Annotated in this window: 31 protein-coding genes; 20 read left to right on the top strand and 11 right to left on the bottom strand. The window is 47.6% G+C overall.

Translation table 11 applies throughout. The features are described 5' to 3' along the window. The first annotated feature begins 18 nt into the window (after positions 1 to 18). The 7 genes from A6049_RS19950 to A6049_RS19920 all read left to right on the top strand — a co-directional run bounded on the left by A6049_RS19950 (position 19) and on the right by A6049_RS19920 (position 6,308). Positions 19 to 444: a PaaI family thioesterase gene (locus A6049_RS19950; RefSeq protein WP_063566353.1), complete on the top strand. Its 426-nt coding sequence runs from the start codon at positions 19 to 21 to the stop codon at positions 442 to 444. A gap of 58 nt (positions 445 to 502) precedes the next feature. Beyond that, a complete protein-coding gene (locus A6049_RS19945; protein ID WP_063566352.1) occupies positions 503 to 1,306 on the top strand; it encodes an NUDIX hydrolase in 804 nt (267 codons plus the stop codon). Positions 1,307 to 1,370: 64 nt separating this feature from the next. Then, positions 1,371 to 1,940 (top strand): cysteine hydrolase family protein, encoded by a 570-nt coding sequence (locus A6049_RS19940; RefSeq protein ID WP_063566351.1) that lies wholly within the window; start codon positions 1,371 to 1,373, stop codon positions 1,938 to 1,940. 206 nt (positions 1,941 to 2,146) lie between these two features. Further along, positions 2,147 to 3,601: a nicotinate phosphoribosyltransferase gene (locus A6049_RS19935; RefSeq protein ID WP_063566350.1), complete on the top strand. Its 1,455-nt coding sequence runs from the start codon at positions 2,147 to 2,149 to the stop codon at positions 3,599 to 3,601. Between the two features lie 309 nt (positions 3,602 to 3,910). Beyond that, positions 3,911 to 4,558: a hypothetical protein gene (locus tag A6049_RS19930; protein WP_063566349.1), complete on the top strand. Its 648-nt coding sequence runs from the start codon at positions 3,911 to 3,913 to the stop codon at positions 4,556 to 4,558. A 101-nt stretch (positions 4,559 to 4,659) separates the two neighbouring features. Then, positions 4,660 to 5,679 carry an acrylyl-CoA reductase family protein gene (locus tag A6049_RS19925; RefSeq protein WP_063566348.1) on the top strand — a complete coding sequence of 340 codons (1,020 nt, stop codon included), beginning with the start codon at positions 4,660 to 4,662 and terminating at the stop codon, positions 5,677 to 5,679. Between the two features lie 74 nt (positions 5,680 to 5,753). Beyond that, positions 5,754 to 6,308: a hypothetical protein gene (locus tag A6049_RS19920; RefSeq protein WP_063566347.1), complete on the top strand. Its 555-nt coding sequence runs from the start codon at positions 5,754 to 5,756 to the stop codon at positions 6,306 to 6,308. A 41-nt stretch (positions 6,309 to 6,349) separates the two neighbouring features. On the opposite strand, the gene A6049_RS19915 is transcribed toward A6049_RS19920, so the two are convergent. Next, positions 6,350 to 6,871 (bottom strand): MogA/MoaB family molybdenum cofactor biosynthesis protein, encoded by a 522-nt coding sequence (locus A6049_RS19915; RefSeq protein WP_095206169.1) that lies wholly within the window; start codon positions 6,869 to 6,871, stop codon positions 6,350 to 6,352. Positions 6,872 to 7,037: 166 nt separating this feature from the next. On the opposite strand from A6049_RS19915, the gene A6049_RS19910 reads away from it, so the two are divergent. Continuing rightward, positions 7,038 to 8,138: a CobW family GTP-binding protein gene (locus A6049_RS19910; RefSeq protein WP_063566345.1), complete on the top strand. Its 1,101-nt coding sequence runs from the start codon at positions 7,038 to 7,040 to the stop codon at positions 8,136 to 8,138. A 67-nt stretch (positions 8,139 to 8,205) separates the two neighbouring features. Continuing rightward, on the top strand, positions 8,206 to 8,541 hold the full coding sequence (locus A6049_RS19905; RefSeq protein WP_063566344.1) for a four-helix bundle copper-binding protein: 336 nt from the start codon (positions 8,206 to 8,208) through the stop codon (positions 8,539 to 8,541). A 168-nt stretch (positions 8,542 to 8,709) separates the two neighbouring features. On the opposite strand, the gene A6049_RS32975 is transcribed toward A6049_RS19905, so the two are convergent. After that, positions 8,710 to 9,048 carry a hypothetical protein gene (locus A6049_RS32975; protein ID WP_145921943.1) on the bottom strand — a complete coding sequence of 113 codons (339 nt, stop codon included), beginning with the start codon at positions 9,046 to 9,048 and terminating at the stop codon, positions 8,710 to 8,712. 130 nt (positions 9,049 to 9,178) lie between these two features. On the opposite strand from A6049_RS32975, the gene argS reads away from it, so the two are divergent. From argS to A6049_RS19880, 5 genes are all read left to right on the top strand, one after another. Then, positions 9,179 to 10,918 (top strand): arginine--tRNA ligase, encoded by a 1,740-nt coding sequence (gene argS / locus A6049_RS19900; protein ID WP_063566343.1) that lies wholly within the window; start codon positions 9,179 to 9,181, stop codon positions 10,916 to 10,918. A gap of 4 nt (positions 10,919 to 10,922) precedes the next feature. After that, positions 10,923 to 11,966, top strand: a complete 1,044-nt coding sequence (locus A6049_RS19895) for an ATP-binding cassette domain-containing protein (protein ID WP_063566342.1) — start codon at positions 10,923 to 10,925, stop codon at positions 11,964 to 11,966. Continuing rightward, on the top strand, positions 11,963 to 12,673 hold the full coding sequence (locus A6049_RS19890) for a hypothetical protein (protein ID WP_063566341.1): 711 nt from the start codon (positions 11,963 to 11,965) through the stop codon (positions 12,671 to 12,673). The genes A6049_RS19895 and A6049_RS19890 overlap by 4 nt, the downstream gene beginning before the upstream one ends. Positions 12,674 to 12,773: 100 nt before the next feature. Next, a complete protein-coding gene (locus A6049_RS19885; protein ID WP_063566340.1) occupies positions 12,774 to 13,325 on the top strand; it encodes a hypothetical protein in 552 nt (183 codons plus the stop codon). Then, on the top strand, positions 13,325 to 13,972 hold the full coding sequence (locus A6049_RS19880) for a YdcF family protein (RefSeq protein ID WP_063566339.1): 648 nt from the start codon (positions 13,325 to 13,327) through the stop codon (positions 13,970 to 13,972). Before A6049_RS19885 ends, A6049_RS19880 begins: the two co-directional genes overlap by 1 nt. Before the next feature lie 46 nt (positions 13,973 to 14,018). Here the strand turns inward: A6049_RS19880 and A6049_RS33645 are convergent, their stop codons facing one another. From A6049_RS33645 to A6049_RS19860, 5 genes are all read right to left on the bottom strand, one after another. Then, entirely contained in the window at positions 14,019 to 14,192 is a 174-nt protein-coding gene (locus A6049_RS33645; protein WP_162842452.1) for a hypothetical protein, read from the bottom strand. A 25-nt stretch (positions 14,193 to 14,217) separates the two neighbouring features. Beyond that, complete coding sequence (locus A6049_RS19875) at positions 14,218 to 15,000, bottom strand: DUF4097 family beta strand repeat-containing protein (protein ID WP_145921942.1); 783 nt, start codon at positions 14,998 to 15,000, stop codon at positions 14,218 to 14,220. 5 nt (positions 15,001 to 15,005) lie between these two features. Continuing rightward, on the bottom strand, positions 15,006 to 15,689 hold the full coding sequence (locus A6049_RS19870) for a TetR/AcrR family transcriptional regulator (protein WP_063566337.1): 684 nt from the start codon (positions 15,687 to 15,689) through the stop codon (positions 15,006 to 15,008). A gap of 338 nt (positions 15,690 to 16,027) precedes the next feature. Continuing rightward, positions 16,028 to 18,118: an ABC transporter ATP-binding protein gene (locus tag A6049_RS19865; RefSeq protein ID WP_063566336.1), complete on the bottom strand. Its 2,091-nt coding sequence runs from the start codon at positions 18,116 to 18,118 to the stop codon at positions 16,028 to 16,030. A 12-nt stretch (positions 18,119 to 18,130) separates the two neighbouring features. Continuing rightward, positions 18,131 to 19,876: an ABC transporter ATP-binding protein gene (locus tag A6049_RS19860; protein ID WP_063566335.1), complete on the bottom strand. Its 1,746-nt coding sequence runs from the start codon at positions 19,874 to 19,876 to the stop codon at positions 18,131 to 18,133. Positions 19,877 to 20,407: 531 nt separating this feature from the next. Between A6049_RS19860 and A6049_RS19855 the strand changes: the two genes are divergently transcribed. Together A6049_RS19855 and A6049_RS19850 are read left to right on the top strand one after the other, a co-directional pair. Continuing rightward, on the top strand, positions 20,408 to 20,704 hold the full coding sequence (locus A6049_RS19855; protein ID WP_024630313.1) for a HesB/YadR/YfhF family protein: 297 nt from the start codon (positions 20,408 to 20,410) through the stop codon (positions 20,702 to 20,704). A gap of 71 nt (positions 20,705 to 20,775) precedes the next feature. Next, the gene (locus tag A6049_RS19850; RefSeq protein WP_063566334.1) at positions 20,776 to 21,225 is read left to right on the top strand and encodes an NUDIX domain-containing protein; all 450 of its coding nucleotides are present in this window, start codon (positions 20,776 to 20,778) and stop codon (positions 21,223 to 21,225) included. Positions 21,226 to 21,350: 125 nt separating this feature from the next. On the opposite strand, the gene A6049_RS19845 is transcribed toward A6049_RS19850, so the two are convergent. The 3 genes from A6049_RS19845 to A6049_RS19835 form a co-directional block, all read right to left on the bottom strand. Further along, entirely contained in the window at positions 21,351 to 21,866 is a 516-nt protein-coding gene (locus A6049_RS19845; RefSeq protein ID WP_063566333.1) for a hypothetical protein, read from the bottom strand. Positions 21,867 to 22,051: 185 nt separating this feature from the next. Next, a complete protein-coding gene (locus A6049_RS19840; protein ID WP_024630316.1) occupies positions 22,052 to 22,495 on the bottom strand; it encodes a DUF441 domain-containing protein in 444 nt (147 codons plus the stop codon). A gap of 5 nt (positions 22,496 to 22,500) precedes the next feature. Next, positions 22,501 to 23,499: a YpdA family putative bacillithiol disulfide reductase gene (locus A6049_RS19835; RefSeq protein ID WP_063566332.1), complete on the bottom strand. Its 999-nt coding sequence runs from the start codon at positions 23,497 to 23,499 to the stop codon at positions 22,501 to 22,503. Between the two features lie 176 nt (positions 23,500 to 23,675). Here A6049_RS19835 and A6049_RS19830 point away from each other — a divergent pair, with 176 nt between their 5' ends. Further along, entirely contained in the window at positions 23,676 to 24,269 is a 594-nt protein-coding gene (locus A6049_RS19830) for a DUF2087 domain-containing protein (protein WP_063566331.1), read from the top strand. A gap of 153 nt (positions 24,270 to 24,422) precedes the next feature. Here A6049_RS19830 and A6049_RS34165 read toward each other — a convergent pair whose 3' ends face one another. Then, on the bottom strand, positions 24,423 to 24,614 hold the full coding sequence (locus A6049_RS34165; protein ID WP_063566330.1) for a hypothetical protein: 192 nt from the start codon (positions 24,612 to 24,614) through the stop codon (positions 24,423 to 24,425). 150 nt (positions 24,615 to 24,764) lie between these two features. Between A6049_RS34165 and rsgA the strand changes: the two genes are divergently transcribed. The 3 genes from rsgA (at position 24,765) to A6049_RS19810 (ending at position 26,847) form a co-directional block, all read left to right on the top strand. Beyond that, positions 24,765 to 25,844 carry a ribosome small subunit-dependent GTPase A gene (gene rsgA / locus A6049_RS19820; RefSeq protein ID WP_063566428.1) on the top strand — a complete coding sequence of 360 codons (1,080 nt, stop codon included), beginning with the start codon at positions 24,765 to 24,767 and terminating at the stop codon, positions 25,842 to 25,844. A 56-nt stretch (positions 25,845 to 25,900) separates the two neighbouring features. Continuing rightward, a complete protein-coding gene (locus A6049_RS19815) occupies positions 25,901 to 26,239 on the top strand; it encodes a L,D-transpeptidase (RefSeq protein WP_063566329.1) in 339 nt (112 codons plus the stop codon). 65 nt (positions 26,240 to 26,304) lie between these two features. Further along, positions 26,305 to 26,847 (top strand): GNAT family N-acetyltransferase, encoded by a 543-nt coding sequence (locus tag A6049_RS19810; protein WP_063566328.1) that lies wholly within the window; start codon positions 26,305 to 26,307, stop codon positions 26,845 to 26,847. The last annotated feature ends 114 nt before the right edge of the window (positions 26,848 to 26,961 follow it).

Here is a 26,961-nt window from a genome sequence, read left to right as displayed (position 1 = left end):
ACTAAAGGGGAAATCAATATGGGTATTTTGGACAAAATGGTTGCAGAAGGAAACGGAAGATTTTGGGGCTTTCTCGGTTGTCGGTTTATTAAAGGTGACGGAGAAGAAGTACAGATCGCGCTGACAGCGGGCGAACATCACACTAACTCCATGGGGATTATTCATGGTGGAGTGCTGACGTCCCTCATGGATCAGGCGATGGGCATGGTAGCTACAGCCGCAATGGCAGTAGACAGTTGTGTGACTACCAACCTGAATGTTCATTTCTTGGCACCCATGAAACAAGGGGAATTAATCGTGACATCAACGATCCTGCATCAAGCGGGGCGTAGTGTGACGGCACAATCTGAGGTCCGGGATGCATCTGGAACGTTGGGATGTATGGCAACAGCTACATTCCGTATAGCGCGAGTAAAAGCGCAAAACACGGAATCTCAAGGTTGACAAAAGATATTATTATGTCATAATGAAAATATCAAAATGAGAATAGTCGGTGGTGCCCATGAGCGAAAACTACGAACAATTCAATGCTGAAAGCGATGAACAGGCAGCACGTGCCTATAATTCCAAGAAATATCGTACACCCGATGGTGTTCCTGCGGATATCGTCATGTTTACCTTGACCAAGCGGGAACGCAAGACGGTAACCAAGACACTCCCAATCCGGGAGTTGAAGGTCATGCTGATCAAACGCAAAGGTTGGCCTTTTGCGGGAAGATGGGCGTTGCCCGGTGGATTTTGTCAGGAAAATGAATCCATCTATGGTGCTGCAAAGCGCGAGTTGATGGAAGAGACAGGTGTGGACGGCGGACATCTGGAGTATTTGAATGTATATAGTCAGCCTGGGCGTGACCCCAGAGGATGGATTATCTCACATGCGTTTTTTGCACTGGTAGAGGAATGGATGTTGGAACACCGTCAGGCTGCAGATGATGCTGAGGATGTTGGATTATTTACGATTCAGGAAGCTTTGCAAGAGCTCGAGCTTGCCTTTGATCACCGGACGATTATAGAAGATGCGTACCGGCGTATTCAACAGCAAATGCTGGAAACGACGATTGCACGACAGTTCCTGCCTCGTGATTTTACACTAAGCGAGTTATACCAAGTGATTCAGAGTGTTGTACCTGACTTTGAAGAACCGAATTTCATTCGGAAGATCACTTCTACACGCAGCCGCAAAGGCATTGTGGAAGAGGTTCGGGATGAGGAGGGCAACCTGCTAAGCTCCAATCAATATTCACAGCGTCCGGCCCAGCTATACCGTTTTACGGAGCTTGTACCTCGTCTTTCCATCTATACTTAATTCGCAAGCGAATCATGATGGATTGAATCAGGATCAACCTATTCTCAAAAAGGGAGTGTGGACGATGAAAGCACTGATTGTAATCGATTTTACACGTGATTTTGTGACAGGTTCGTTGCCTGTAGGCCAGCCTGCTGTGGAGATTGAGGAGACGATTGCAGCAATAACGGAGGCTTATTGCAATAACAAGCATGAGGTTGTTATGGCCGTGGACTTGCATGAAGAGAATGATCCTTACCATCCGGAAACTGCTCTTTTTCCTCCCCATAACATCAGGGTTACGGAGGGAAGACAGCTTTATGGTCGTCTAGCCCAGGTTATGGAAGAACGGGAATCTCAGATTCGATGGATGGATAAAACAAGATACAGCGCATTCTGCGGTACAGATCTGGAGCTGCGCCTGCGTGAACGTGGAATAACAGACATTGCACTGATCGGTGTATGTACGGATATTTGCGTACTGCACACGGCAGTGGATGCTTATAATAAAGGTTTTCACATAACGGTATATGAAGACGCCGTGGCGAGCTTCAATCAAGCGGGACATGATTGGGCGCTTGGACATTTTCGTTCCAGTCTTGGGGCCCAGGTGGTCAAAGCGAGCGATACCGTTCTCGCAGGCTTGAACCTGTAACTGAACCTGTGATCATATCCATCATATTCTGTTGGTTGAACAAGTGTTATGTTGCTGGGGAATATGGTGAATAGGAATAAACCGGAGACTTATGCAATGGTACGTAACCAGAATCATGAATCATGAGCAATGAGTCTCCACATGTTGACCCGTGTCTGCAAGGCTAGACCTGCCGACACAAGCGGAAGTCAGAGAGGATGAGACAAATGCAGACGACTAGCCTGGCTTTACATACGGATAAATATCAAATCAATATGATGTACGCCCACTGGGTGAATGGAACTCACAAACGGAAAGCGGTGTTTGAAGCCTATTTCCGCAAGCTTCCTTTTGGCAACGGATATGCCGTATTTGCCGGATTGGAACGCATTGTGAATTATATCAGCCAGCTTCGGTTTACGATGGAGGACATCAAATATTTATCTAAACAAGAGGAAAATTACGATCCGGTCTTTCTGGAAGAGTTGCTCCAGTTTTCATTTCAGGGGACGATTCATTCCATGAAGGAAGGGGCGCTCGTTTTCCCTGATGAACCGCTCATTCGGGTAGAAGGCTCCATTATGGAGACACAACTGGTGGAGACGGCGATACTTAACTTCATGAATTATCAGACGTTAATTGCAACGAAGGCTTCCCGGATCAAACAGGTGGCAAGTCAGGACACGTTGCTCGAATTCGGAACACGACGTGCACAGGAAGCGGATGCGGCCATTTGGGGGGCGCGTGCCTCGTATGTGGCAGGATTCCATGCAACGTCTAATATGCTGGCTGGAGAGCGCTTTGGAATTCCGACAGCAGGGACACATGCCCATTCATGGGTGCAGAGTTTTATGAGTGAGCAGGAGGCGTTTGACGTCTATGCCAAAGTGCTGCCAGATCAAGTGACACTGCTGGTCGATACTTTTGATACATTGAACAGTGGTGTACCCCATGCAATCAAGACCGCCAAGAAGCTGGAGAGCCAGGGCAAAAAGATGAACGCCATTCGTCTGGATAGCGGGGACCTTGCGTATCTATCCATTCAAGCTCGGCAGATGCTGGACGACGCCGGACTGGATTACGTGAAGATTGTAGCTTCCAACGATCTGGATGAAAATACAATTTTCAACCTTAAGGCGCAAGGAGCTCGCATCGATACATGGGGAGTGGGCACACAACTAATTACCGCTTCCGACCAACCTTCTTTGGGTGGCGTATATAAATTGGTGGAGCGTGAAGTGGATGGTGCCATGCTGCCTACGATCAAAATTTCGGCCAATCCCGAAAAAGTCTCCACACCAGGTAAAAAAGAAGTCTTCCGGATCATTGATCCGAAACATGGCAAGGCGATTGCAGATTATATCTGCTATCCAGGAGAAGAGCAGCCGCTACAGGGCGGGCCGCTCAAGCTGTTCAACCCGCTACACCCTTATCTGAAAAAGACGGTAACCCGCTACGAAGCAGTGAACATGCTGGAACCGATCTTTGTGAATGGGCGCAAAGTGTATGAGCTGCCTACCCTGGATGAAATTCGAAGTTATCACCGCGAGCAGATGGATCTCTTCTGGCCGGAATATCTGCGGAAACTCAATCCTGAGATTTACCGCGTAAATATCAGCCCTGCGGCCTGGAATATGAAGCAGAAGCTCATTGCTGAGCACGTGCAATCCACCGAAGAATAAATCAAATAAAGGGGCATAACCGGAAGGACGTAGACCGGGTTATGCCTTTTTGGTTTCTTCTTTCTTGCTGATTGTCCCGCATGACGAATGGATGGTGTGTGAAACATCATGGACAGACAGTCCTTGAACTGCGGTATACTATACCTTCAACGGACGCAGGTTTACAGGGAAATGAAGCCATTATTTCTCGGGAAAGCGCAGGAGACGTCAAATACTGCATCTTTCCGAGCTTGCCTTTCGACAGGATCTGTTTCTATGGCTGTTTCAATTGCGTATCTGCCGGGGATGAATGAAAGAGGAGGTGCAACCATGAAATGGATTTTGGCACTGACCTGGCTGGCTTTCATTGCGTACGCCTGGATTTGGGTACCTGGGCAGCCTCTTGGGAGTGACCCTGTGTTTAAAGAGCTGGTCACACTGCAAAGCAAAGAACCCTGGCTACTAACGGTATTTTCGTGGCTTGGGATTTATCCGGCTATTTTCGCTTGCCTGCTGTTAAGGAGGTCAGGGAAAGCGAGAGGATCTCGTGTACCGGCGTGGCCTTTTGTGTTGCTGTCTTTTGGTTTGGGAGCCTTTGCGCTGCTGCCTTATTTTGCGTGGTCCTCGCAAACACACAGAGGTTCGGGATACGAACGCCTCTCCTTTGGTAGTCAGCGTGAATCGGGTATTGGACGTGTGGCAGCTCATAAGCTGACCCATGTGGTTCTGCTGCTGCTTACATTGGGCACAGGCTTCTATGCAGTGACTCAAGGCAATCCTGATGTATACATGGAAGCGTTCAGGGAGTCTTCCTTTGTACATATTATGACAATTGATTTCGTCATCCTAACTTTGCTTTCCGTGATCGCATTGTTCAGGGATGCTTTTGACAATCGTCGTTCTCGCGGGTGGGCAGTTGCAGGGGTGATCCCATTGATAGGTCCGCTCATTTATTTGATGACCAGCCGGAGAGATTGAGTTCGACGGATGTCGCCCTTATACTTGTTTAAATTGAATGCGAACAATTCATGATATGAATAGAAAAATAAGTAAATTTATAACTGAGGAGAGGATAACGAATGAAGAATACTTTTCCTGCCTATGTCGTGCGTAAAGAAGAACAGGGTGGCGTGAAGGCTGCTATGGAGCAGCTGACGAAAGAGGACTTGCCTAATGGTGACGTAACCCTACAGGTTCAATACTCAAGCGTCAATTTTAAAGATGGTCTCGCCACAACTGAAAAGGGCGGTGTGGTTCGCGAATATCCGATCGTACCGGGGATCGATCTTGCAGGGATTGTAGAGGAATCCGTGAGCGGCCGGTTTGCACCGGGGGATAGGGTGATCAGCACAGGCTTCGAACCGGGCGTTTCTCATTTTGGAGGGTACAGTCAATATGCGCGTCTGCGCAGCGAATGGCTTGTTCCTCTGCCGCATGGACTCAGTGAGAAGGAAGCGATGGCAATTGGAACGGCAGGGTTCACTGCGGCACTTTCGGTAGATGCTTTGTTGCGGGCTGGAGTGACTCCGGAGATGGGCAATATTCTGGTGACCGGAGCAACCGGAGGAGTAGGGAGTATGGCAGTAGCTATTCTGGCGAAGCTGGGATTTGAAGTGACAGCAAGTACAGGCAAAAAAGATCAACAGGAGCAGCTGCTTCGAAATCTGGGTGCCTCACACGTCATTTCACGCGAAGAAGCGGATGCGCCAGCCAAGGGAGCAATGGGCAAACAGCTCTGGGCAGGTGTAATTGATCCGGCAGCAGGTCCGGCACTGGCGGAACGTCTGAAACAGATTCAATACGGAGGCGCTGTCGCCGTATCAGGCTTAACCGGAGGGGCTGCATTCGAGTCCACCGTATTTCCGTTTATTTTGCGGGGGATTCAATTGATTGGGATTGATTCAGTCTATTGCCCGATGGAACGGCGGGAACGGATATGGAAGCTGCTTGGCGGAGAATGGAAGCCGGATCGGGCGCTGGAGCTGGGGATTCAGGAAATCTCATGGGTACAACTGCCTCAGACACTCGAAACGATCCTCAAGGGCGGTGCTGTAGGTCGTACGGTAGTTAATACGATGTCCGATACGCCTGCCGAATAAGATCCTTTTCTCCTAGACATGCTAACTCTACCTGAGAGCGTCACCGTGCATGTGGCGGGAAAGGAAGGATGAGTATGCGTGTTAACAGAAAAGGATTGCACTATAGATCTGGACGTGTGAAGTCTGTCTTGGTTAGTATGGTCGTGGTGCTATGTACTATATCGGTAGTAGCGTGTTCAGCATCGAATGTGGAGCAGGAACGGAAAATATATACCCGACAAGCGACAGATGAAGGAAATGTTCGGGCAAAGAGTCAGGGTCACGGGTTAAATGGTCCATTAATTCAGGAGCTGGATGAAGCTTTTGCTGCAAAAGGCATAAAGTTAATGAATAATATGTCCGCTGATGATGGTGAGGACGGAATCTCTTATATGTACCTGCTGAATGGAAGTGGCAGACATATTGTAAAGGTCCATATTTTCAGTGATGCCCCTACAAGAGTAGCCCGGATGAACGAAATGTACGGTAATGATGGCGATGAGGCTGTGATGGAAAATGTACTTGGCAAAACAACGATTCGCAGCAAAGACTACGTGTCACTGGTCTATACGGCTTCAGGTGGAGAAAAGGACGATTATGAAGAAGACGTCATGCAGATATTCCAGCATGTGCTTGAGCAACTGAAGTAATCGACTCCACTAAAATAAATCTGATAAACCCGTCTGATTATTCAGACGGGTTTATATATTTCACGCATGACATGCCTCAGTTCAGGCAAAATGAGTTTATTCATTGCCAGCTTGACAGCTCCCTTGGAGCCTGGCATGGAGAATACGGCTGTACGCCCGATGGTTCCTGCTACTGCGCGGCTAAGAATGGCAGCAGAACCGATATCCTCGGTATAGCTGAGGAAGCGGAAGATTTCTCCAAACCCCGGCAGCTCCTTATCGAGTAGTGAAGACACTGCCTCGTATGTTGTATCTCGGGGTGCAATTCCGGTCCCACCGCTGAGCAGCACGGCTTCGATATCGTCACGAACGGCTGCATCCTGGAGGATGCTTCGAATGGTTTCAGTTTCATCCGGTGTAATGATATATTCGACGATCTGGTAGCCTGAATCGGTTAGCAGCTTATGCATAAGTTGTCCGCTTGTATCAGTGTCCTTGGTACGGGTATCTGAAACGGTTACAATCATACAGGATACCGTGTCAGGGGCTTCCTGACGATGTTGTTCCACTGAATTGGTCATAATACATCCTCCTCCAATCAACATGTTCTCATAGCATAGACCATTCAGTAGAATGAGGCAATGGACTTGCAAATAGAAGGCCAGGATTGCGCAAAGATTGCAGGATAGTGTACACTCGCTAGGATAGAGATAGACCAGTACCATTGGATAAATTGAGAGGTGAACAACGATGAGTGAATTAAAAACAAATGAATCATCCATACCAGTATATATATTGTCAGGCTTCTTGGGCAGTGGTAAAACGACACTGCTTGTTCAACTGATTGAACATTGGCAGCAACAAGGTCTCCGGCCCGCCGTTGTCATGAATGAACTGGGTGAAGTGAATCTGGATGGTCAGATTGTTGATGCTTCCGTGCCCATGACGGAAATGTTGGGAGGATGCATTTGCTGTACCGTGCGCGGTGACTTGGGGCTGCAACTTGCTGATCTTGTGCAGGAGGAATCGCCTGATGTCATTATCATCGAAGCAACAGGAGCAGCCAACCCGATGGAGATTCTGGATGCAGTAACGGAAACATCCCTCTATATGCGACTTGAACTGAGAAGCCTGATTACTGTAGTAGATGCCGCGCATCTGTCAGGGCTGTACCAGGAGCAGAAGGGACAAACCTTCAAGCTGATGCAGGAGCAGATTCGCTGTGCGTCTGTAATTCTCCTGAATAAAACGGACCGGGTGAATCAGCAGCAGTTGGCAGATCTGCAGGACCTTTTGGCACGCTGGAACGGTTTTGCTCCGGTACTGCCTACGGTGAAGTGTGAAGTCGATATGGATGTGCTGCTTCGTAGCGGAGACAATGTGCATGCCTATCAATCTGTTGAGGAGACGAGTAAACACGCGGAGAAGGAACATCACGTGCATTCCGAGGCTTGCGCAGAGCATGGGTGCAACCACGATGATGGACATGAACATCATGAGCATGTGGATCATGATCACAACCATAGACATAATCATGCCCATCCCCATCCCCATGCTTCGCATGAACATGTCATGGTATATACACACTATTTCACCCAGCCGGTGAACAGTGAGGCTTTTGAGCGCTTGATAGCTGAGTTACCACGCGACGTGTACCGGGCAAAAGGGATTTTATCTTTTAGCGATACGTCCAGCCGGTTCTGGTTCCAATATGCTTACCGGGAATCGGATTATATGAAAATCACACCTCAAGGGGATGTGCCTAACGTAGCTGTGTTTATAGGTGAGCATTTCGATCAGTCGGTCATTCGCAACCAATTGCTGGAATTAGAGGCGGCAAATCAGGTTTAATGATTCAAGGTTCCTCCAGACGGGGTATTAAGAAGCATAGCAAACTTAGTCTGGGAGGTAACTTTAAATGACACAACAACAATATCAACAATGTATCGATGCTTGCCTGGAGTGTATGAATGCTTGCAATGTATGTTACATATCGAGTCTGAAAGAATATGATCTGGCGATGCTGCGTGATTGCATTCGTTTGGATCGGGAATGTGCAGAGATCTGCAATTTTGCTGCTCAATCCATGACACGCGGAAGTGATTTCATCGCCGAAATTTGCGAACTGTGTGTGAAAGCATGTGAAGCTTGTGCTGCTGAGTGTGGCAAACATCAACATGATCATTGCCAGGCTTGCGCAGAAGCTTGCCGCAAATGTGCAGAGGCTTGCCGCATGATGGCCGCAGTAGCGTAAATATAACTCGATTGAATTAAATTGGGTTAAAAATAAAAAGCCTGAGCAATGTGCCAGATGCCAGGCTAATCCCCTCACAGAAGACAACGTAATAAGACATCCGATAAGATGTACTTCAACGTTGTCTGCTGGAGGGGATTTTTTATGGATATAGCATAGTAACATTCTTCACCATCGCAGGCGAGAACTTCTATCGCCAGCAGGCTCTCCATTGGCAAATGCATGTAACAGGTTGCCAAAGCAGAGCGTGATCTGTATAATGATGGCAATGAATTGAAACGATGAATATCCGTGATCGGGAGAGTAGCCAGAATCCATGCATAACAGCGAGCCGGGGCAGGTGGAAGCCGGTATGACATGACCTGAGTGAAGCGCACCCGTGAGATGGTTGTCCGAAGGCATGTTTACACTTTTGAGAGGGTGTAGAGCAGGTAGTAGAGGACAATCCGGCAGGCGACCGTTAATCGCAACGAGCGGAGCACGCTGTGAATGTACTAAGATGTACATTTGCTGCAGGCTCACCTAGAGTGGTACCGCGGGAACTGTGAAGATCAGCTCTCGTCTCTGATATAGAGACGAGGGCTTTTTTTGTTTTCTATAGCATGGCTAAATACGATAATGACTAGGAGTGTTCGACATGTTGATGAATCAGGCAGCAGCACAACTTGCTCCGTTAACGGGAATGAAGCAAGACGAGGTGTTGAGATTACTGGAGGTTCCACCACAGGCGGAGATGGGTGACGCCGCGTTTCCCTGCTTTATTCTGGCCAAGTCGTTGAAAAAAGCACCCGCGGTTATCGCCGCTGATATCGCAGCCGAATTACAGACCGTTGGGCTGGATGCTTCGCCAGCAGGACCCTATGTAAACATCCGTTTCAATCGGGAAGATCTGGCGCCGAAGCTGCTGCAAGAACTGGGACATAAAACATTTGGCAAGCTGCAGCTGGGGGCAGGTGCACGCGTCGTGATCGACATGTCGTCGCCTAACATTGCCAAGCCGTTTGGAATCGGTCATCTGCGCTCCACCGTGATTGGGGCAGCATTGTATCGGTTATATAACGAGGCAGGCTATACTTCGGTGAGTGTGAATCATCTGGGGGATTGGGGAACGCAATTCGGCAAACAGATTGCAGCCTACAAACGTTGGGGTAATGATGAAGCGCTACAGGCTGCGCCAATTCGTACCTCATTGGAGCTGTATGTGCGTTTTCACGATGAGGCGGAGAATGATCCATCTTTGGAAATCGAGGCACGAGATTGGTTCCGCAAGCTGGAGCAAAGAGATGAAGAGGCGCAGCGGTTATGGACCTTTTTTGTAGAAGTGAGCATGAAAGAATTCAATCGGATGTATGAGCGTCTGAATGTACAGTTTGACCATACGCTGGGTGAGAGCTTTTATAACGACAAGATGGGTGCAATAGTTGAAGAACTGAAAGCAAAAGGATTGCTCGAAGAGAGCGAAGGCGCATTGGTGGTACGTTTGGAGGAGGAGAATATGCCACCTTGCCTGATTATCAAAACCGATGGAACAACCATCTATCCAACACGGGATTTGGCAACAGCCGTTTATCGTCATGATGTGATGAAGGCAGATAAAATGCTGTATGTAGTCGGGGGAGAGCAGAAGCTTCATTTCCGTCAGGTCTTTGCGGTATTATCCCGGATGGGGTATGCATGGTCTGAGATTTGTGAACATATTCCGTTTGGCTTGATGCGTTTCGAAGGACGGAAGATGTCTACCCGCCGGGGAAAAGTCGTCTTTTTGCAGGAGGTATTGGATGAGGCGGTTGCTCGGGCATTACAGATTATTCAGGAGAAAAATCCGAATCTGCCGAACTCGCAGGAGGTTGCGGAAGCGGTTGGTGTAGGTGCGATTGTATTCGGAGATCTGCGCAATAACCGGTTGAACGACGTCGATTTCTCGCTCGAAGATGCGGTGAGCTTTGAAGGCGAGACAGGACCTTATGTGCAATACACACATGCCCGGATTAACAGTGTGCTTGCGAAGGCAGCAGAGGCGGGGCGTGTGGAAAATGAAAATCAATTAGAGAATGTTCCTAGCAGTGTTAGTAACAATGCTGCGGCCAACACTCAGAATAAGCCGGTCATGATCGGTGACACTTCATGGGCATTGCTGAAACTGCTGGCGGATTATCCGCAGTATCTGGAAAAAGCAATTCATCGCAACGAGCCTTCGGTCATTGCCAAGTATGCGATAGATGTTGCCCAAGCGTTCAACCGCTTTTACCATGCGGAACGAATTGCGGATGCGCCGGCTGACGTCAAACCCTTCCGTGTGGCGTTAACAGAGCGTACGGCGGAGCGTCTTGCCTACAGCCTATATTTACTGGGCGTTCAGGCCCCTGAACGGATGTGATTCTATGGGATGGAGGACAAGTAGATTATTCGATAAAGCAGGAAAAGCAACAGCAGACTTAAACGGACGAATCATATCGCTACAGCAGGTGAGCAAACGACTTGGGGATGTGCAGGTATTGAATGATATCAATCTGGAAGTAGGTCAGGGTGAGTGTATCGTCCTGGTGGGCAGGAATGGCTCAGGCAAAAGCACGTTGCTGCGTGTGCTGGCGGGTATGTTACTGCCTGACTCAGGCTCGCTGCGCAAGCCTATGCATGGACGGATTATGTATGCACTGGATGGACTGCCACGCCTGCCCTTCACCCCAAGAGAGTATCTGTGGGAAATGGGACGTATTCGAGGCATGCGCCCTGAAATATTGCGACAACGGATAGGCGAATTGAGTGAGCTGTTATTCGTGGGCACGGCGCTGGATCAGAACCTGCCTCAGTTATCCAAAGGTACTTTGCAGAAGGTGAATTTGATTCAGGCTTTGCTGCCTGGACCTGATGGGTTATTGCTGCTTGATGAACCATTGTCCGGTCTGGACGTTCCGGCACAGGAAGCAATTGTAGCTTTGCTCAGACAGTGGAAACAGGAAGGAAGCCAAATCGTTACAGCTTGCCACGAGCCATTGCTGATTGAACGTCTCGCAGATCAGGTCATCGTGTTACAGAAGGGAACGATGCTGCGTCGCTGGAGTCAGGAAGATTTGCAGCAAGCTGGTGAGCCCGCTGTGAGTATCCAAAGTGTGATGGAAGGGCTGGAACAATCCGTTATCAAATCGCTGCTTGTTGATCAACCGGGAATCATTGCATGCCATCGCGGCATGGTTCGTCAGGATTATGGTCGAGAAGTATGGGATTGGAAGGTGTCACGCAGTTCGGCAGATGGGATTATTGGAATGATTCTGGCAGCTGGCGGTTCCATTGTGTCTGTACAGCCGGAAGAGAGCCGATTAAATATGGAAGGATTGATGGAGGGGCGGCACCCAGGTGAGGCTATAAGCAGGGAAGTTGCTGAGAACCTTTCTTCCTTATCTACGGCAGGAGGCGACCTCCAATGATCTACTTGACTCGTTATTTGTTAAAACATTACATACGTTCACAGAAATATGTTGCGCCGGTGATCTTTTATATCATTACGATGTTACTTATCTATTCCTACAAACCTAATCCGGTTGCGGACAGTTATAGCGTTACGGCAATGCTGCTCTTTTTTGGCGCGGCTTGGCTGGGTTTAACGGTAATGAATACGGAACCTGCGGGGCAGTATCAATTGCTTGTTCTGCATGCAGGTAGCAAACGCAAGGTTGTCTTCGCACAATTAATTTGTGCGTTGATCATGCAGTTTGGTCTGACTACAATTACCGTGTTATATCCGGTTGTTACGGGCATGTTTGGAAGGGTACCGAGTACTGGGGAGTGGATCATGGCTTGGGCCGGACATTTGGCGTTGTCGCTCCTGGGTCTGGGGCTCAGTGTGTTCTTCCAAAAATCATACATTCCCATGCTGAGCCGCAGCATGCCGCCTTTCATTGTGGTGATGTTATTATCGTTTGTCCAAGGTTCATTAAGCGGACGTTTGCCTGAATCCATACAGTGGGTTGTCAAGATTCTGCCACCGTCATTTTATTTAGTGCGTGAGATGATGTTATTTGAAGAATCGAAGTTGGGGGCTGTTGTTCTGACAACAGTGTGGGCTATACTCTATGCCATAGTTCTACTCATCATTCATATATGGTTATCGGGAAGAAGGGATATACGCAGTTAGAGGCTATTATTCCGTTTAACTTGAATGTTGGTCCATGTTTCGTTACCATAGAGGGACGTTAGAATGGAATGTATTGTACGGAGATAAAGGAGGCTCGCTTATGCAAAAGACAGACATGCAGCATGGTGACATGCTGGACAGCGAACACTCCAGAGAATTGTTTGCATACTACGGATTGGCTGTATATTATGGACAGGCGCTTGAACAGCAACTGGTCAATCTGATTTTATTAATGAAAATGTCCCAGGGCAAAGTTGTTTCCGAAGAAGATCTGGAAGATCTGTACGAACGGAAGATGAGCAGTTCACTCGGGCAACTCATTCATGAGGTGCGTCATCATTTTACTTTTTCAGAGGAAGAGACTCGTCAGTTGAATGAACTATGGAAGCAGCGTAATAGCATTGTACATCACTATTTTAAGGAACGAATTCATGAGACATTCAGTCCTGAAGGACGATCACGTATGATCAAGGAGCTGGAAGATTTCAAAGACCGTGCACAGGAACTGGAGATTAGTCTTCAGCAGTACACAGGTGCCTGGATTGCAGAGCTGGGGCTGGATGCTGAATCCGCGGCAGCGCTGCAGACACTCGAACGTATGCATGCAGAGAGCATGCACGCCCGGGCACTGGAAGAGGATGAATCATTGTGATGGAAGGCAAGTCCCGGATACGTAAATTAAAAAGCAGACACTGGCTTGTAATCTCCATTACATCGCTAGTACTGATAGGATTCATATGGACAATAACTACAGCATCGCTCATCTGGGCCTACACCGATGAGGAATCATCCAGACAGAGTGATGCAGCCATTATCCTTGGTGCAGCCGTAGAAGGGGACAACCCATCACCCGTATTTCGCGAACGTATTGAGCATGCCATTTTATTATATCGCCAGGGGACGATCAGTCATCTGCTCTTTACTGGTGGTTCTGGCGGTGCAGGAGAGCGTGCCGAAGCCGAAGTAGGACGAGATTATGCTGTTGCACATGGTGTAGATCCGGCAGATATTCAAATGGAGACGGAGTCGAGAATTACGGAGGAGAATCTGGTCAACTCGCTTAGCGTTGGAGAAGAGGCAGGGTTTCGCACCTACACCATTGTAAGTGACCCGCTACATATGAAACGGGCGATGAAGCTCGCTAGCGGACTCGGCATGGATGCCGTCCCGTCCCCAACACGAACGACGGCTTACCAGACCTGGCGCAGCCAATTTCCTTTTCTGGCAAGAGAAACAATATTATATATGGGATATGTGGTCAAAGGATGGATAGACAATCCGCAGCAGCACGGAAAGTGACTGGTCTGCGCGATTGTCTTTTTTTGCGCATGTTGATGCGGCGTTTCTATGTTCCGGGATAATTAATCGCTGCACTAACCAGTGCAGCCACCCCAAAACCGATGAACCACCAAGGCCAGCGCCGATGATTGTTTTTACGTATACCGATGAACAAACTGATGATCCCCGCAAGTAATACCACGGTAGCCAAGCTGCTGCCAACAATCCAGCCGATGCTCATATGTTTACCTCCTCTATATGGAATGTTAAGAAGAGCTCCCTATGGTGAGCTTCCCACCTCTGACCTCTGCTTGAAATGGATAAATACCGTTACGATACGTATGTTGATTATGATTGGATTGAAGCGGGAGGTCACTGCTGAATCGGCCCCCAGCCTGCTTGAAGTCTAACTTGAATCCATCGTTATCTGCTGGGATTCGCACTTCAACGTTACAACCTGTGGAGCGGCTATCCAGAGATTGAAGCATCGTTGAGGAGTGAATAGTGAGTTGGCTGCCTGCCACTTTGGATTGAATATGGGTGAACTGACCGGATAACTGAACAGGTGAAGAAGTGGATTGCAGTTGCATATGTTCGGCATGGAGGTCTGTTGCTGTCACCCGACTGCCCACGGATCGTAGACGGATATGCTGGGCATGGCCAGTTAAGATGAGCTTGCCGGATGTACAGTCACAATCCCATTGTTCCGAAGAAACGTTATCTACAAGAAAGTGGGAACCAACTCCGTTGATCGACAGCCTTTTCAAGACCGCAGGCGGCAGTACAATGTGGAGCGATGTGCGGTGAAAGTTAATGCCCAGCGGAAAAGCTTGTTTTCGTCCATCGATCAGATGTAATAAACCGTGGCTGACGTTAGCTTCAAAACATCGAGTTCTTGGAAAACGAGCGGATCCCCATTGAGTAACACGGATAACGGCTTCTGTACCCCGGCTAATATGCACTTCACCTTGCATCCATTCCAGAGAAAGGGCGAGAAGGGGTTCTTCGGACAACCATTCTTTGCAAATCATATGTCTATTAGATTTCAAAATGGTTATCCCTCATTTCTGTCATCCTCTTCATCCAGAATAGGATAAGCGCCCATCGCAGCATGTTGGTCTAGAATACGTTCAATTAGCGATTCACTCACAATATCGGCACCAAGCATGTTCATCAACCGCTGTAAAAAATAAAGACGTTGCTTCGTTTCGGTCGAATTGCGGTCAAACAGTGTTGGATTAATCCATATATTGACCAGCATCATGAATACTTCTGCACAAGCTTCGGGATCTTCGGTATGGATAGATCCATCTGTAATGCCTTCACGCAAAATCGCTGCAATCACCGGTGCATCGATTCGCACGGCTTGTTGAATCCCTCGTACAATGAACACTGGATTTTTGATCTGGGCTCGAAGTACGCGATCCAAGGAATGAGCCTGTTGATCAGAGACGACATGCTCCAAAATCTGAACTAACTTGTCTCGTGCTGGGGTGGTCGTTGTATTTGTAACTAAGTGATCCAGCATTTGAGCCGTATAGTTGAACTGTTGCTCCATGACCGCCTCCAGTATTTCCTCTTTGGATCTAAAGTGATGATACACAGCTCCCTTGGACATGCCTAGGGTAACAATGATGTCCTGGATACTCGTCTTTTCAAATCCTTTATCTGTGAACAACTGCGCAGCGACGTTCAGAATCTGCTGTACCGTCTGCTCAGGGTGCTTGTTTCTGGCCATAATAACCTCCTTATATTTTAGATACCGACCGTTGGTATGTATAATACAGAGAGATGTTTCCATTGTCAATAAGAGGAAATCAGAAGGAGTGAATACACGAAGGAAGTTTATATCGATCAAATCTTGAGTTTATTGAGAAAAGGTAAGATCAAGAAAAGATAAATAAGCGCGGAGAAAAGTAAAGTGGGACCAGAGTAAAGTAGATTGAGCAACCAAACAACCAACCTTGTTTCGGATTTTGCGTCATGGACAAAATAAAACCGATCTGCCGCAGACCAAGAGGTCCGCGGGCATATCGGTTGGTTGTTGAAGTATATTTACATTTATTCCCGTTTTACTTACACGCCGCCTCCAGCAAAGGAAGAAGTGGTTCGAATGGCCTCGCCCAGTGGGTTGTTTCCATTCGTATCCGGTGCTGCTTGAGCACCTTGCTGTAACTGATACATCTGATAATAGCGACCTTTAAGTTCCATCAATTCATCATGAGCACCTTGTTCAACGATCCGTCCGCGATGCAGAACCAGAATCTGGTCTGCTGAACGAATGGTGGACAGACGGTGGGCGATGATGAAAGTGGTCCGTCCTTTTTTGAGGACTTCGAGCGCATTTTGAATTAATGCTTCCGTTTCCGTATCAATGTTCGCCGTAGCTTCATCGAGAATCAGGATGGCTGGATCGAATGCCAGTGCACGAGCAAAGGAGATCAATTGCCGTTGTCCGGCAGATAATGTACTTCCTTTTTCGATAACCGGCTCGTCGAATCCTTGCGGTAGATGGGCGAGAATTCGCTCAGCACCTACATCGCGCAGCGCCTGTTCAATCTGTGCACGAGTAATCTGCTCATCCCCGAGACTGACATTGGAAGCAACTGTACCCGTGAATAGGTACGGATCTTGCAGTACAATGCCCATATGTTCGCGAATCCACTGTTTAGGCAGATCCTTTACGTTCTGACCATCAATCGTGATCATGCCCTTCTGTGGATCATAGAACCGGAACAGCAGGTTGATGATCGAGCTTTTACCGGAACCGGTATGGCCCACTAGGGCGACCGTTTGACCTTGTGATGCTTTGAACGAGATGTTATTCAGCACATAATCTTTTTTATAAGCAAAGGATACATCGTCAAACACGACATTTCCTTTGTATCTCGGCATCGAGCCATCGGTTACCGGTTCACCTTTCTCATCCATCAGTTCAAATACACGTCCGGCCGATACCATAGAGGAGTCCAGGTTCGCGAGTTGGTTCACCATACCTGTAATTGGCTGGAACAAACGTCCGAGAACGTCAACGAATGCATACAGCACACCCAGTGAGATGATACTCGTACCGTCCAGCACACTGGAACCGAAGTACCACAGAACAACTGCAAAAGCGATATTCCGCAGGACGTTAACCAGGTTGTGTGAGGTGAAAGCGTTCAGGTTGAGCATTTTATTCTGGTGTTTCATATAATCATCATTCAGATCCTCGAACTCCTGCTTGGTCTGTTTCTGATGACGGAATACCCGGATAATGGACATCCCTTGAATGGACTCGTTAATAATCGCATTAATCTCGCTCAGACGTGAACGAATAATCGTATTGTAACGAGTGGCGATTTTACGATAAAGCACAATCCACAGAACCAGCATCGGCACAACGAACAGCGAGATCAATCCGAGGCGGAAATCCAGCAGGAAAAGCGCAATGTACACTCCAGTAATCGTAATGATGCCTGAGAAAAAGTTCGAAAGAACCGCAACGAACAGATCCTTGACGGCTTCAGTATCGTTGGTAACCCGAGAGACCACTTTACCTGCGGGCAGGTTATCGAAAAAGTGTACCGGCAATCGCTGGATATGTGCATACACATCGTTACGAAGTCTTTGGATGACTTTGTTGGCAGATGATTGCAGCCAGTATGTTTTACCAAACTCCATAATGACTGAGATAACAAGGAAGATCATGTAATACACAATCAGTTGATAGATGCTTGGCATTTCCGGTTTGTAAAAGGCATAGAGTTCACCAGCGGATAAAGGCACCGCCGCATATTGACCCGTCACTTCGCCTGCGCGTGTAACTGTCAGTGTTCCGTCCGCGTAGGTTCGATCTCCATCGGGGGCACTTACGGATTCATTCACAAAATAAAAACTTCTACCGGCTTGCAGTACGCGTACCTCGGTACCTTTCGTTTCATCCGGTTCAAACCGGCCTTCACGTTTGTAGTTCTTTCCATTGTAGACCGCCGCTTCGCTTGAAGCTGTAGTCTCATAGAAAGGTTGCTCAATAGCGAGCAAATGATTGTCGATCATGGACTTGGCGATGAAAGGGCCGGCAAGTTCAGCCGCAACTCCAATCGTAAGCATAATCAAAGCGGCAATAAACGTACCTTTGGCTTTTAGGGCGTATTGAAGCAGCCGTTTGCCTGTATTAGACTTCAAAGCGTTGACCTCCTACGTGGACAAATTAGACTCCACCTGCTGCCGTTCATACTGTTCACGGTACCAGCCGTTCATAGCAAGCAGTTCCTGATGGGTTCCTTCTTCCGTTATTTTCCCTTGCTCCAGTACGATGATTCGGTCAGCGTGTTCAATAGCGGACAGGCGGTGAGTCGAGATCAGCGTTGTTTTGCTCGAGCGTTTATTTCGTATATTTTCAATGATTTTAGCTTCAGTTCGTGCATCGACGGCAGATAGAGCATCGTCCAAAATCAAAATGTCTGGATCGGCGATAAAGGCACGCGCCAGCGATACACGCTGTTTCTGTCCACCGGACAGCGCAATTCCTTTTTCACCAACGAGTGTGTCCAGACCATCGGATAAAGTGCCCAGATCTCCGTCAAAGGCTGCGGTGCGAATCGCTTCCATAATCACATTATCATCAGCACCCGGCTTGCCGAATTGAATGTTCTGACGGACTGATTTGGAGAACAGCACCTGTTCTTGCGGAACATATCCAATCCAGCTGTGCAGGTCATCTTTGGCGATATCCTGAATCGGATGACCGGAGATGCTTAACTTACCAGATCCAGCCGGGTATTCATGAAGCAATTGTTTGAGCAAGGTGGACTTGCCGCTACCTGTACGTCCCACGATCCCCAGTGTCTGCCCACGTCGAAGTGAAAAGCTGACATGACTGAGATTATCGATGGTAGAACTAGGATAACGGAAGGTAACATCCTGCATAGCGATCTCTTCCGGATTAGTAATATGAGCAGGTTGCTCAACATCTTTCACGGCAGGTTCTACAGATAGCGTCTCGTTAACCCGATCGAGTGAGGCACTACCACGCTGCATCAGGTTAATCAATTCGCCAATCGCAAACATTGGCCAGATCATCATCCCCAGGTACATATTGAACGATACGAGATCCCCTAGGGTAATTTCATTATGAAAAACAAGATAAATGCCGTAGGCAAGTGCAATCACATAACTGAGTCCAACACATAACCGGATGGTAGGTTCGAACAGTGCATCCATCTTGGCAACGGCCAGATTTTTGCGGTACACATCTTCAGTGACATCAGCGAACCTTTTCTCATCCAGACGTTCCTGAACATAGGCACGCACGACTCGAATGCCGGCAATAGACTCAAGCACCTGATCGTTCATATCCCCGAATGCATCCTGTGCCAATGTGTATCGTTGATGGACGGCTTTACCATAGATCATCATGGCGATGGCGATAAAAGGCAGAGGCAGAATTGCGGCTAGGGTCAGTTTCCAGCTAACCAGAAAACCCATGGCGAATAATACGGTTGCCAGAAAAGCAGTGGAGTCGGTTAACGTCAGCATGCCGAAGCCTGCTGTGGTAGCAATGGAACGAAGATCATTTGTGGCACGCGCCATCAGATCGCCGGTTCTGTTTTTCTCAAAAAAGGGCGGGGTCATTCGCAGCAAATGGTCCATAAAGCGTGACCGCAGCAAGCGTTCAACCAGATTGGCACCGCCAAACAGTTTGTGCATCCATATGTACGTTGTCAGATAAATAATGATGACCGATCCTAGAATAAGTAAAATGTAACGTGTAAGTGAGGCGCCGGTGATGGAACCGCGTACAATCTCGTCAATGGCATTGCCCAGAAGACGAGGTGGCAGCAGTTCGATGACGCCCACCATAATAAGCAAGGTGACACCAATGAGGTATCGTTTGCGCTCCAGCCGGAAAAACCAGGCTAGATTTTTAAGTACAGAGAACAAGTGGTATCCCTTCCTTTCAAGTTCGTGAAATGCATGTTCCGTTCATGTTTAGCCATTTGAGCCCACAAAAAAAGACATACCGCACGCAGGCGGTATGTCTTGGGTATCATTCATACGGCAGCATGGCTCCGAGAGCAGAGCCACCACCGTAGATAAAGTTCGATTGTGAGAGTACAAAACAGCAAACCTGATTAGAGGCTTCTGTGATGCGGTCTTATGAACGGAATAACGATTTCATGGGTGCTCCGGTATTTAGTTGTATGCTGAATTGATGTAGATCGTCATTGTTAAACACCGTAACCACCCTTTCTTTTTTGGTAATAAATTGCATGTAGATCTCGTATGTTTGCATCTTAACACCGACTTTTACAATCTGTCAAACGTTTTTCCAAAACAGAAGATGCTGCGCATTATGATGGAATTATGACAAGTGAATGAACTTTTTTTGCGTATTTGGGGTGGATGAGGTTTGTAATCAGGCCATTGTAGCGATATGATGGAACATATATATAGAGAAGGAGCTGACACCAAATGAGTACCATACATGTATCTGACCGCGCTGCTCGCTGGTATAAGGAAGAACTGAATTTGAACGAAGGAGACAGCATTCGCTTCTTCGCCCGTTATAGCTCCGGCGGAGGTCTTCATCCAGGCTTCTCCCTCGGAATCGCCGTGGAGGAACCGAGACATCCTGCTGATCAAACGAAGGTATCGGGTATCCAATTTTTTATGGAAGATCATGATTACTGGTATCTGAAGGGTCATCAACTACATGTAGATGTCGTTGAAGAAGGACAGGATATCGAATATCGCTACACCGAGATTTAACGTAATATCTCTGCGTATAAAGAATGGCTCATCACCGGTCGCACCGATTTTCGAACAGGAGGAGATACGACATGAATCCGCCAGCCCGAGATTTGGCCCAGTATATCGCGAATCGCTCTCATATTGTTGTTAAGGCGGCGGTTCGGGCCGAGAATGAACAAGGTGAATTATTGCTGATCCAGCATGCTGAACACGGACATTGGCGTATTCCTGCGGGACAGATGCGCCCGGGAGAAGCCATTGAGGACACCGCGCACAGGGAACTGTGGGAAGAGACGGGGTGGACCACCAATCATATGACACTTGAAGGTTTGCATTCCGGTCCGAATCTGAGACATTTGCATGCCAGTGGGGATGAAGAATATTTTGTCATTGCCATGTTCAGGGCACAAATTGTTCAGGATTCGCTCGTAGAATCCCGAGTAAATAGCGAAGCAGGGCTGAAGTTTTTTGATCTCAAATCATTGCCCAGGCTGAATGATCTTAGCCGCTTACTGCTCAGGTTTTCCGAAATAGAATAAACACAACAAAGAAGACGCCTTTCCTGCCGGGAAGGCGTCTTCTTTGTTGTGGCAGTCAGTAATCTATGGCCTAATATCCATGATTACGATGATCATTCTTGTGAAACAGCAGGCCACGGTCCTAACTAGACTTGATCAAGCGGTTCTTCATCATCCATCGCAAAATCAAAGTCGTCAATATCGAAGACCTGCACAGGAGATGCCGATTCAATAATACGTGCGATCAATTCGACCTGATCAGTAAGTATGGGGGTATCCAGGCGCTGTGAAGTGAGAAGCAGTTCAGTCTCAATGGGATCAAAATATTCACCATATTGTGCGGTATCAACCGCATTAATGATGGCGATGGAGACCTGATCACCAAACAGAATGGACGGACTCTTAGCCCAGGGAACAGCCAGGGCGCGCTCTATTTTTTTCTTATTCAACGGTTCTTCAAAATAAGAAATCATTTCGTTAATCTTGGATTTCACATGCTGGTCATCCGCCGGATTATCCATCAAAGGGTCAGGGCTGGTCTGAAATTCATATAACTCAAGGATGGTGGTGTAAGGAACAATATATTCAACAGGCGCCGGCGGCGCGAGTAATTGACCGTAAATAGCCACCATCACGGCTTCTGTTACAAACTGACGTGACATGGTTCCTGAATCCTCCTGCGGCCATTAATAGTTGCGAGGTGAATCAATTTTCTTTTTGTATGAAGGATCATCAAATTGATTTCTCTGCTATGGACTTGAGTGCTTGAATTGCATGAATAGAAGTATATCATACAACGATGGGAAAAACAGCCAGTCAGCAGAAGGATGTCAAGTCCCAACTTTGATCATGATTTTCCGAGCAGTAAGGATAAAATTCCTGCTGCAATCAGGGGACCGACCGGTACACCCTTGAACAAGGCAACCCCAAGCACCGTACCAATAAGCAGCCCGGCAACGACGGTAGGCTGTGTACTCATTAGCGTAGCTCCTCGTCCGCCCAGATGAGCGACAAGTAATCCTACACCGATGGCGAGCAGCGACTTCCAGTGCAGAAAAGACTCTCCAATCGTCTGCAAACTGATCTTGCCGCTGGCGAGAGGTGCCATAACACCAATGGTCAGGATGATGATACCGATCGTAAGTCCATACTTTTCCAGCCAGGGAAAAGCCTGATTAAGGTTCAGCACCCGCAGCAACAACAGAAATACCATGGCTACGGTTACGGGTGTATTACTGCTGATAATACCTAGCGCGGCAAACACGAGCAACAGCAGTGAGGTCATATCCATCGATTTCATTCCCCTTCGGTCTGCCCGCGATGACGACCTACAATATGTTCTGCAATATATCTTCCATGCCAGCGTCCGGATTCAATAAACACTTCATTGGCATTGCGGCCTGATGCAATTACTCCACCAACGTATATGCCTGGTACGCTGCTCTCCATTGTCTGTGGGTCATATACGGGTTTATCCATATCCTCAGACATCTCCACACCTACGGAAGAAAGCAACTTGCGGTCAGGACGGAATCCGGTCAAGGCCAACACAAAGTCGTTGTCGAGTTCACTTGTGGATCCATCAGAATGGAGCAAACGAATGGAATCGTCCAAAATTTCATTTACACGTGAGCCAAGGTGCAGTGAGATTTTTCCTTTTTGCACCATGCTTTCGAACAATGGACGAACCCAGGGTTTAATATGTTCCGAAACACCGCTCCCACGATAAACCATGTCAATATGTGCACCGACACGAACCAGTTCCATCGCAGCATCGACAGCTGAATTACTGCCTCCAATAATGGCGACACGTGTACGTGTGTAAGGATGAGCTTCACGGAAATAATGAGTGACTTTATCTTTGTCTTCTCCGGGAATGCCAAGATAGTTAGGATGGTCAAAATAACCTGTAGCAACAACGACATTTCGTCCTTTATGAACGATTGTCTGCCCACGCCGATTGACCGTATGTACCTCGAACGTGCCATCGTCTTTGCGTTTAATTTCGTGGGCTTCCTCATAGTTATGAACACGCAGGCCGAAATGTTCGGCTACCTTGCGATAATAGGCGAGTGCCTCGTAACGAAATGGTTTGTCGTTCGGTGTGCTGAACGGAACATTCCCGATCTCAAGCAATTCCGCTGTACTGAAAAACTGCATATGGGTTGGATACAGATAAATAGATTGGACGATATTGTACTTCTCAACAATTACAGCGGACAGTCCCAGCCGCTCGCATTCAATGGCAGCAGATAGACCGCATGGGCCTCCGCCGATAATAATGACATCTTCCATGTTCTTAATCCTCCTTATTTCAAGCACTATAATCCTACCGTAAATATGGGTTTAATGCCAGTTCAAGAAGGATACGGACGTAAAGAATTGATCTTGATCCTGGGGAATTGACTTAGAAGAGGAAAAAGACTAGTATCAAATTAGATGATTATCTAAACGAAAGCGAGTTGAACGAAATGCAACTGGAGAAGATTGTGGCTTACCATAAAGCCCTGGCTGATCCGACCCGACTTCGGATGCTGCTGCTGTTATCCCAGGGAGAACTGCATGGTCAAGCGCTTGCCGAGAAGCTTAACTTGTCTCAGCCAACCGTTACGCATCATGCATCCAAGCTAAGAGAAGCGGCGCTAATCAAGGAACGCAGAGAGAAAAATACGGTGTTTTTTTCACTCAATCCTTATTTTATCCGGGAGCACGCGCAGGCTTCAGTTGATTTTATTTTTAGACAAGAGGAGGTTGCCGATATGAGTGATGTGAATGAGACGCTGAAGGCATCGGTGATGCGGAATTTCTTCTCGAAGGATGGACGATTGCGTCAGATCCCGGCTCAATACAAGAAAAAGCTGATTGTACTGGGTCATTTGGTAGAGCAGCTTGAATTCGGACGGAAATATACGGAGAAAGAGATCAATGCATTCATTCAAAACTATCATGAGGATTTTGCCACTATTCGTCGGGAGTTTATCATGCACCAGTTCATGTACCGGGAAGATGGGATCTATGAACTGAATCCGAAGGAAATGTGGACACGGTGGGATCAAGTAAATTAAGTGAAAAATAATTAGACTTGACAAAAGCGGTTGAAGCTGTGTAACATGATGGATAATTCTACAAGGGAGGCGATGTTAAATGACAAATCTAATGGCAGTATACGTTAATTTGAATATGAACAGCGTCTCCGGAACGGATCAATGCATGTAATTTTACGGCAGTTGGGCAGTATTGTTCGCAATATTGTCCATATGTACGTAACACAGAATAACATGCACAGATGAAGCCACGGGTGACGTACCCGTGGCTTTTTTGTATGCCGAAAATGGGTTGTTTCTGGATAACGAGTATCGGATTGTCGTAATGATGCGTCCGATATGAATGCCATACAAACAATCATCCATTCGGCTAACTTCTTATTGCCGCGGGTGAAGTGCTGCTCGTGGCTTATTTGGTTTTGATGCCGGAACGGAGCGTTCACTGTTGATTGTTGTCAATGTCAATGAAGGATAACACACCATTTATCGGGAGGAATTTTTATTTTGAATAACACGATGGAGAAATACGGCTGGTCTGCAAAGTGGCAGGAGTTGTGGCAGCAGACGGGTATGGAAGAACAATTAAGAAAACCAGCAAGAATTATTGCGGATCATGGGCAATTGCTTCGCCTGATTACGGCTGAGGGAGAATGCTGGGGACGGGTATCCGGTCGGATGCGTCATGATCATGAGGAGACTGGCATTGTACCAGCCGTTGGGGATTGGGTCGCTGTTACAGGGCAAGCTGGAGAAGAAGCCATCATTCACAGCATTGTGCCACGTCAGAGCAGGGTATCTAGACAAGCCGCTGGTCCAGTGACCAAAGAGCAATTGATTGCGGCGAATGTGGATACATTGCTGATTGTTGCCGCTCTTAATCATGATTTTAATCTGAGACGGCTCGAAAGATACATTATGATGGCCTGGAATGGTGGAGTCAGACCAGTCATCATTCTAAGCAAAAGTGATCTGAGCGAGAATGTGGAAGAACAAATTTCGTTGGTGGAAGGCATTGCTCCGGGGATTGAAGTGTTGGCAATATCGGCTGTTCAGGATCAGGGCAAATCTTTACTTGAAAAATTTCTGTCTCCAGGCACAACTGTTGCCTTGACGGGTTCTTCCGGTAGTGGCAAGTCTACTCTGGTCAACTGGATGATGGGCGAGAGTGTACAGCTCACGCAGGCCGTTCGTGAGGGCGATAGCCGTGGACGACATACGACCACTCATCGGGAAATATTTGTACTGCCGCAGGGAGCGGTATTGATTGACACGCCGGGAATGCGTGAACTCAATCTGTGGGATGAAGGTCAGGATGGTTTGTCACATGCCTTTGGTGAAATTGAGCAGCTTGCAACGGAATGCAGGTTTCAGGATTGCACGCATACCCGGGAAGCCGGTTGCGCCGTGAAGGAGGCTATTCAGGAAGGTTCATTGGATGAAAAAAGGCTGGGCAACTACTTGAAAATGCAAAAGGAACTGAAGTTTCAGCAGCGTAAGGAAGAGGCCGCATCCAAACGACGGACTGCTTCAAGCAAACCCGTCAGTTCCCGCAAACCGAAACATGTCCGCAGTACAAAAGACTGGGAAGAGGCCTGAGGCCTGGTGGGCATCCCTCTGTATCCTGCATAGGATAGGTAAGGAGGGATGTCATCATGCCAGATTACAGCATCATCGTAGACCTGTCGGATCACATGTTATATCTTTTGGATGGCCCGCAGGTGGTTAAGGGTTATCCTGTCGCTATAGGCAAGATACTCACGCAGACGCCTAATGGCGTGTTTACGATTATTAACAAACAAGAGAACCCAGGAGGACCATTTGGCGTTCTTTGGATGGGGTTGTCGGCGCCGCATTATGGGATTCATGGAACTAATGATCCTTCATCCATTGGTAAGTCCGTTTCTCATGGATGCATACGCATGTATAACTCGGATGTGTTGGATCTGTCTTCCAAAGTGTCAGTGGGTACACAAGTAACGATCCGGCCCTAGGGCCGGATTTATCCAAAGAAGGGATTCTAAAGTCACGGCGTGGCCGAGAGAAAGGGAGTAATAACATGCGAATCAGACCAGCGCGTGAAGGGGATGCGGAAGCCGTAGCCCATGTACATACAGAGAGTTGGAAGACGACATATCGAGGGATCGTGCCGGATGATTTTTTGGACAATCTGACTACGGAATCAAGGTTGTCCCAATGGGAACGAAATATCCGTTCTGGCGAAAAGGATCAGATTCTGGTGGTAGCTGAACAGGAAGATGGGAAAATTGTCGGATTCGCCTGCGGTGGAAAGGAACGTGAAGGCAAATTGCCTTACGATGCTGAGTTGTATGCTATTTATTTACTGAAAGAAGTGCAACAAACGGGTATAGGTCAGCAACTGGCGAGACACGTCGTTCGTTATCTCCATTCCCTGGACATGAGGAACTTGTTGATCTGGGCACTGGAGCAAAATTCAGCCTGTCGTTTCTATGAAAAAATGGGCGGAATCCCTGTACAAACACAGTATATCCGGATTGGCGGTCAAGATCTGTTAGAGGTTGCTTATGGTTGGGAGAACTTGACCCTTTTTGGAGAGAAACGGTTCCCGGTAGTTGAATAAATGCAAATTTGGCTGAATGTGTTGGGCATTGAGGAGCATTTTCCCGTCAGAGGATGAAAGGATTCAGCTATTTTTCACGTTTGCGCAATCCTTAACAAGGTTAATGAACTACTA

Origin of the sequence: Paenibacillus sp. O199 (assembly GCF_001636635.1) — a bacterium.
Classification (GTDB): domain Bacteria; phylum Bacillota; class Bacilli; order Paenibacillales; family Paenibacillaceae; genus Paenibacillus; species Paenibacillus marchantiae.
The sequence above is the reverse complement of the archived record's forward strand: the minus strand, read 5'-3'. Positions and strand labels throughout refer to the sequence as shown.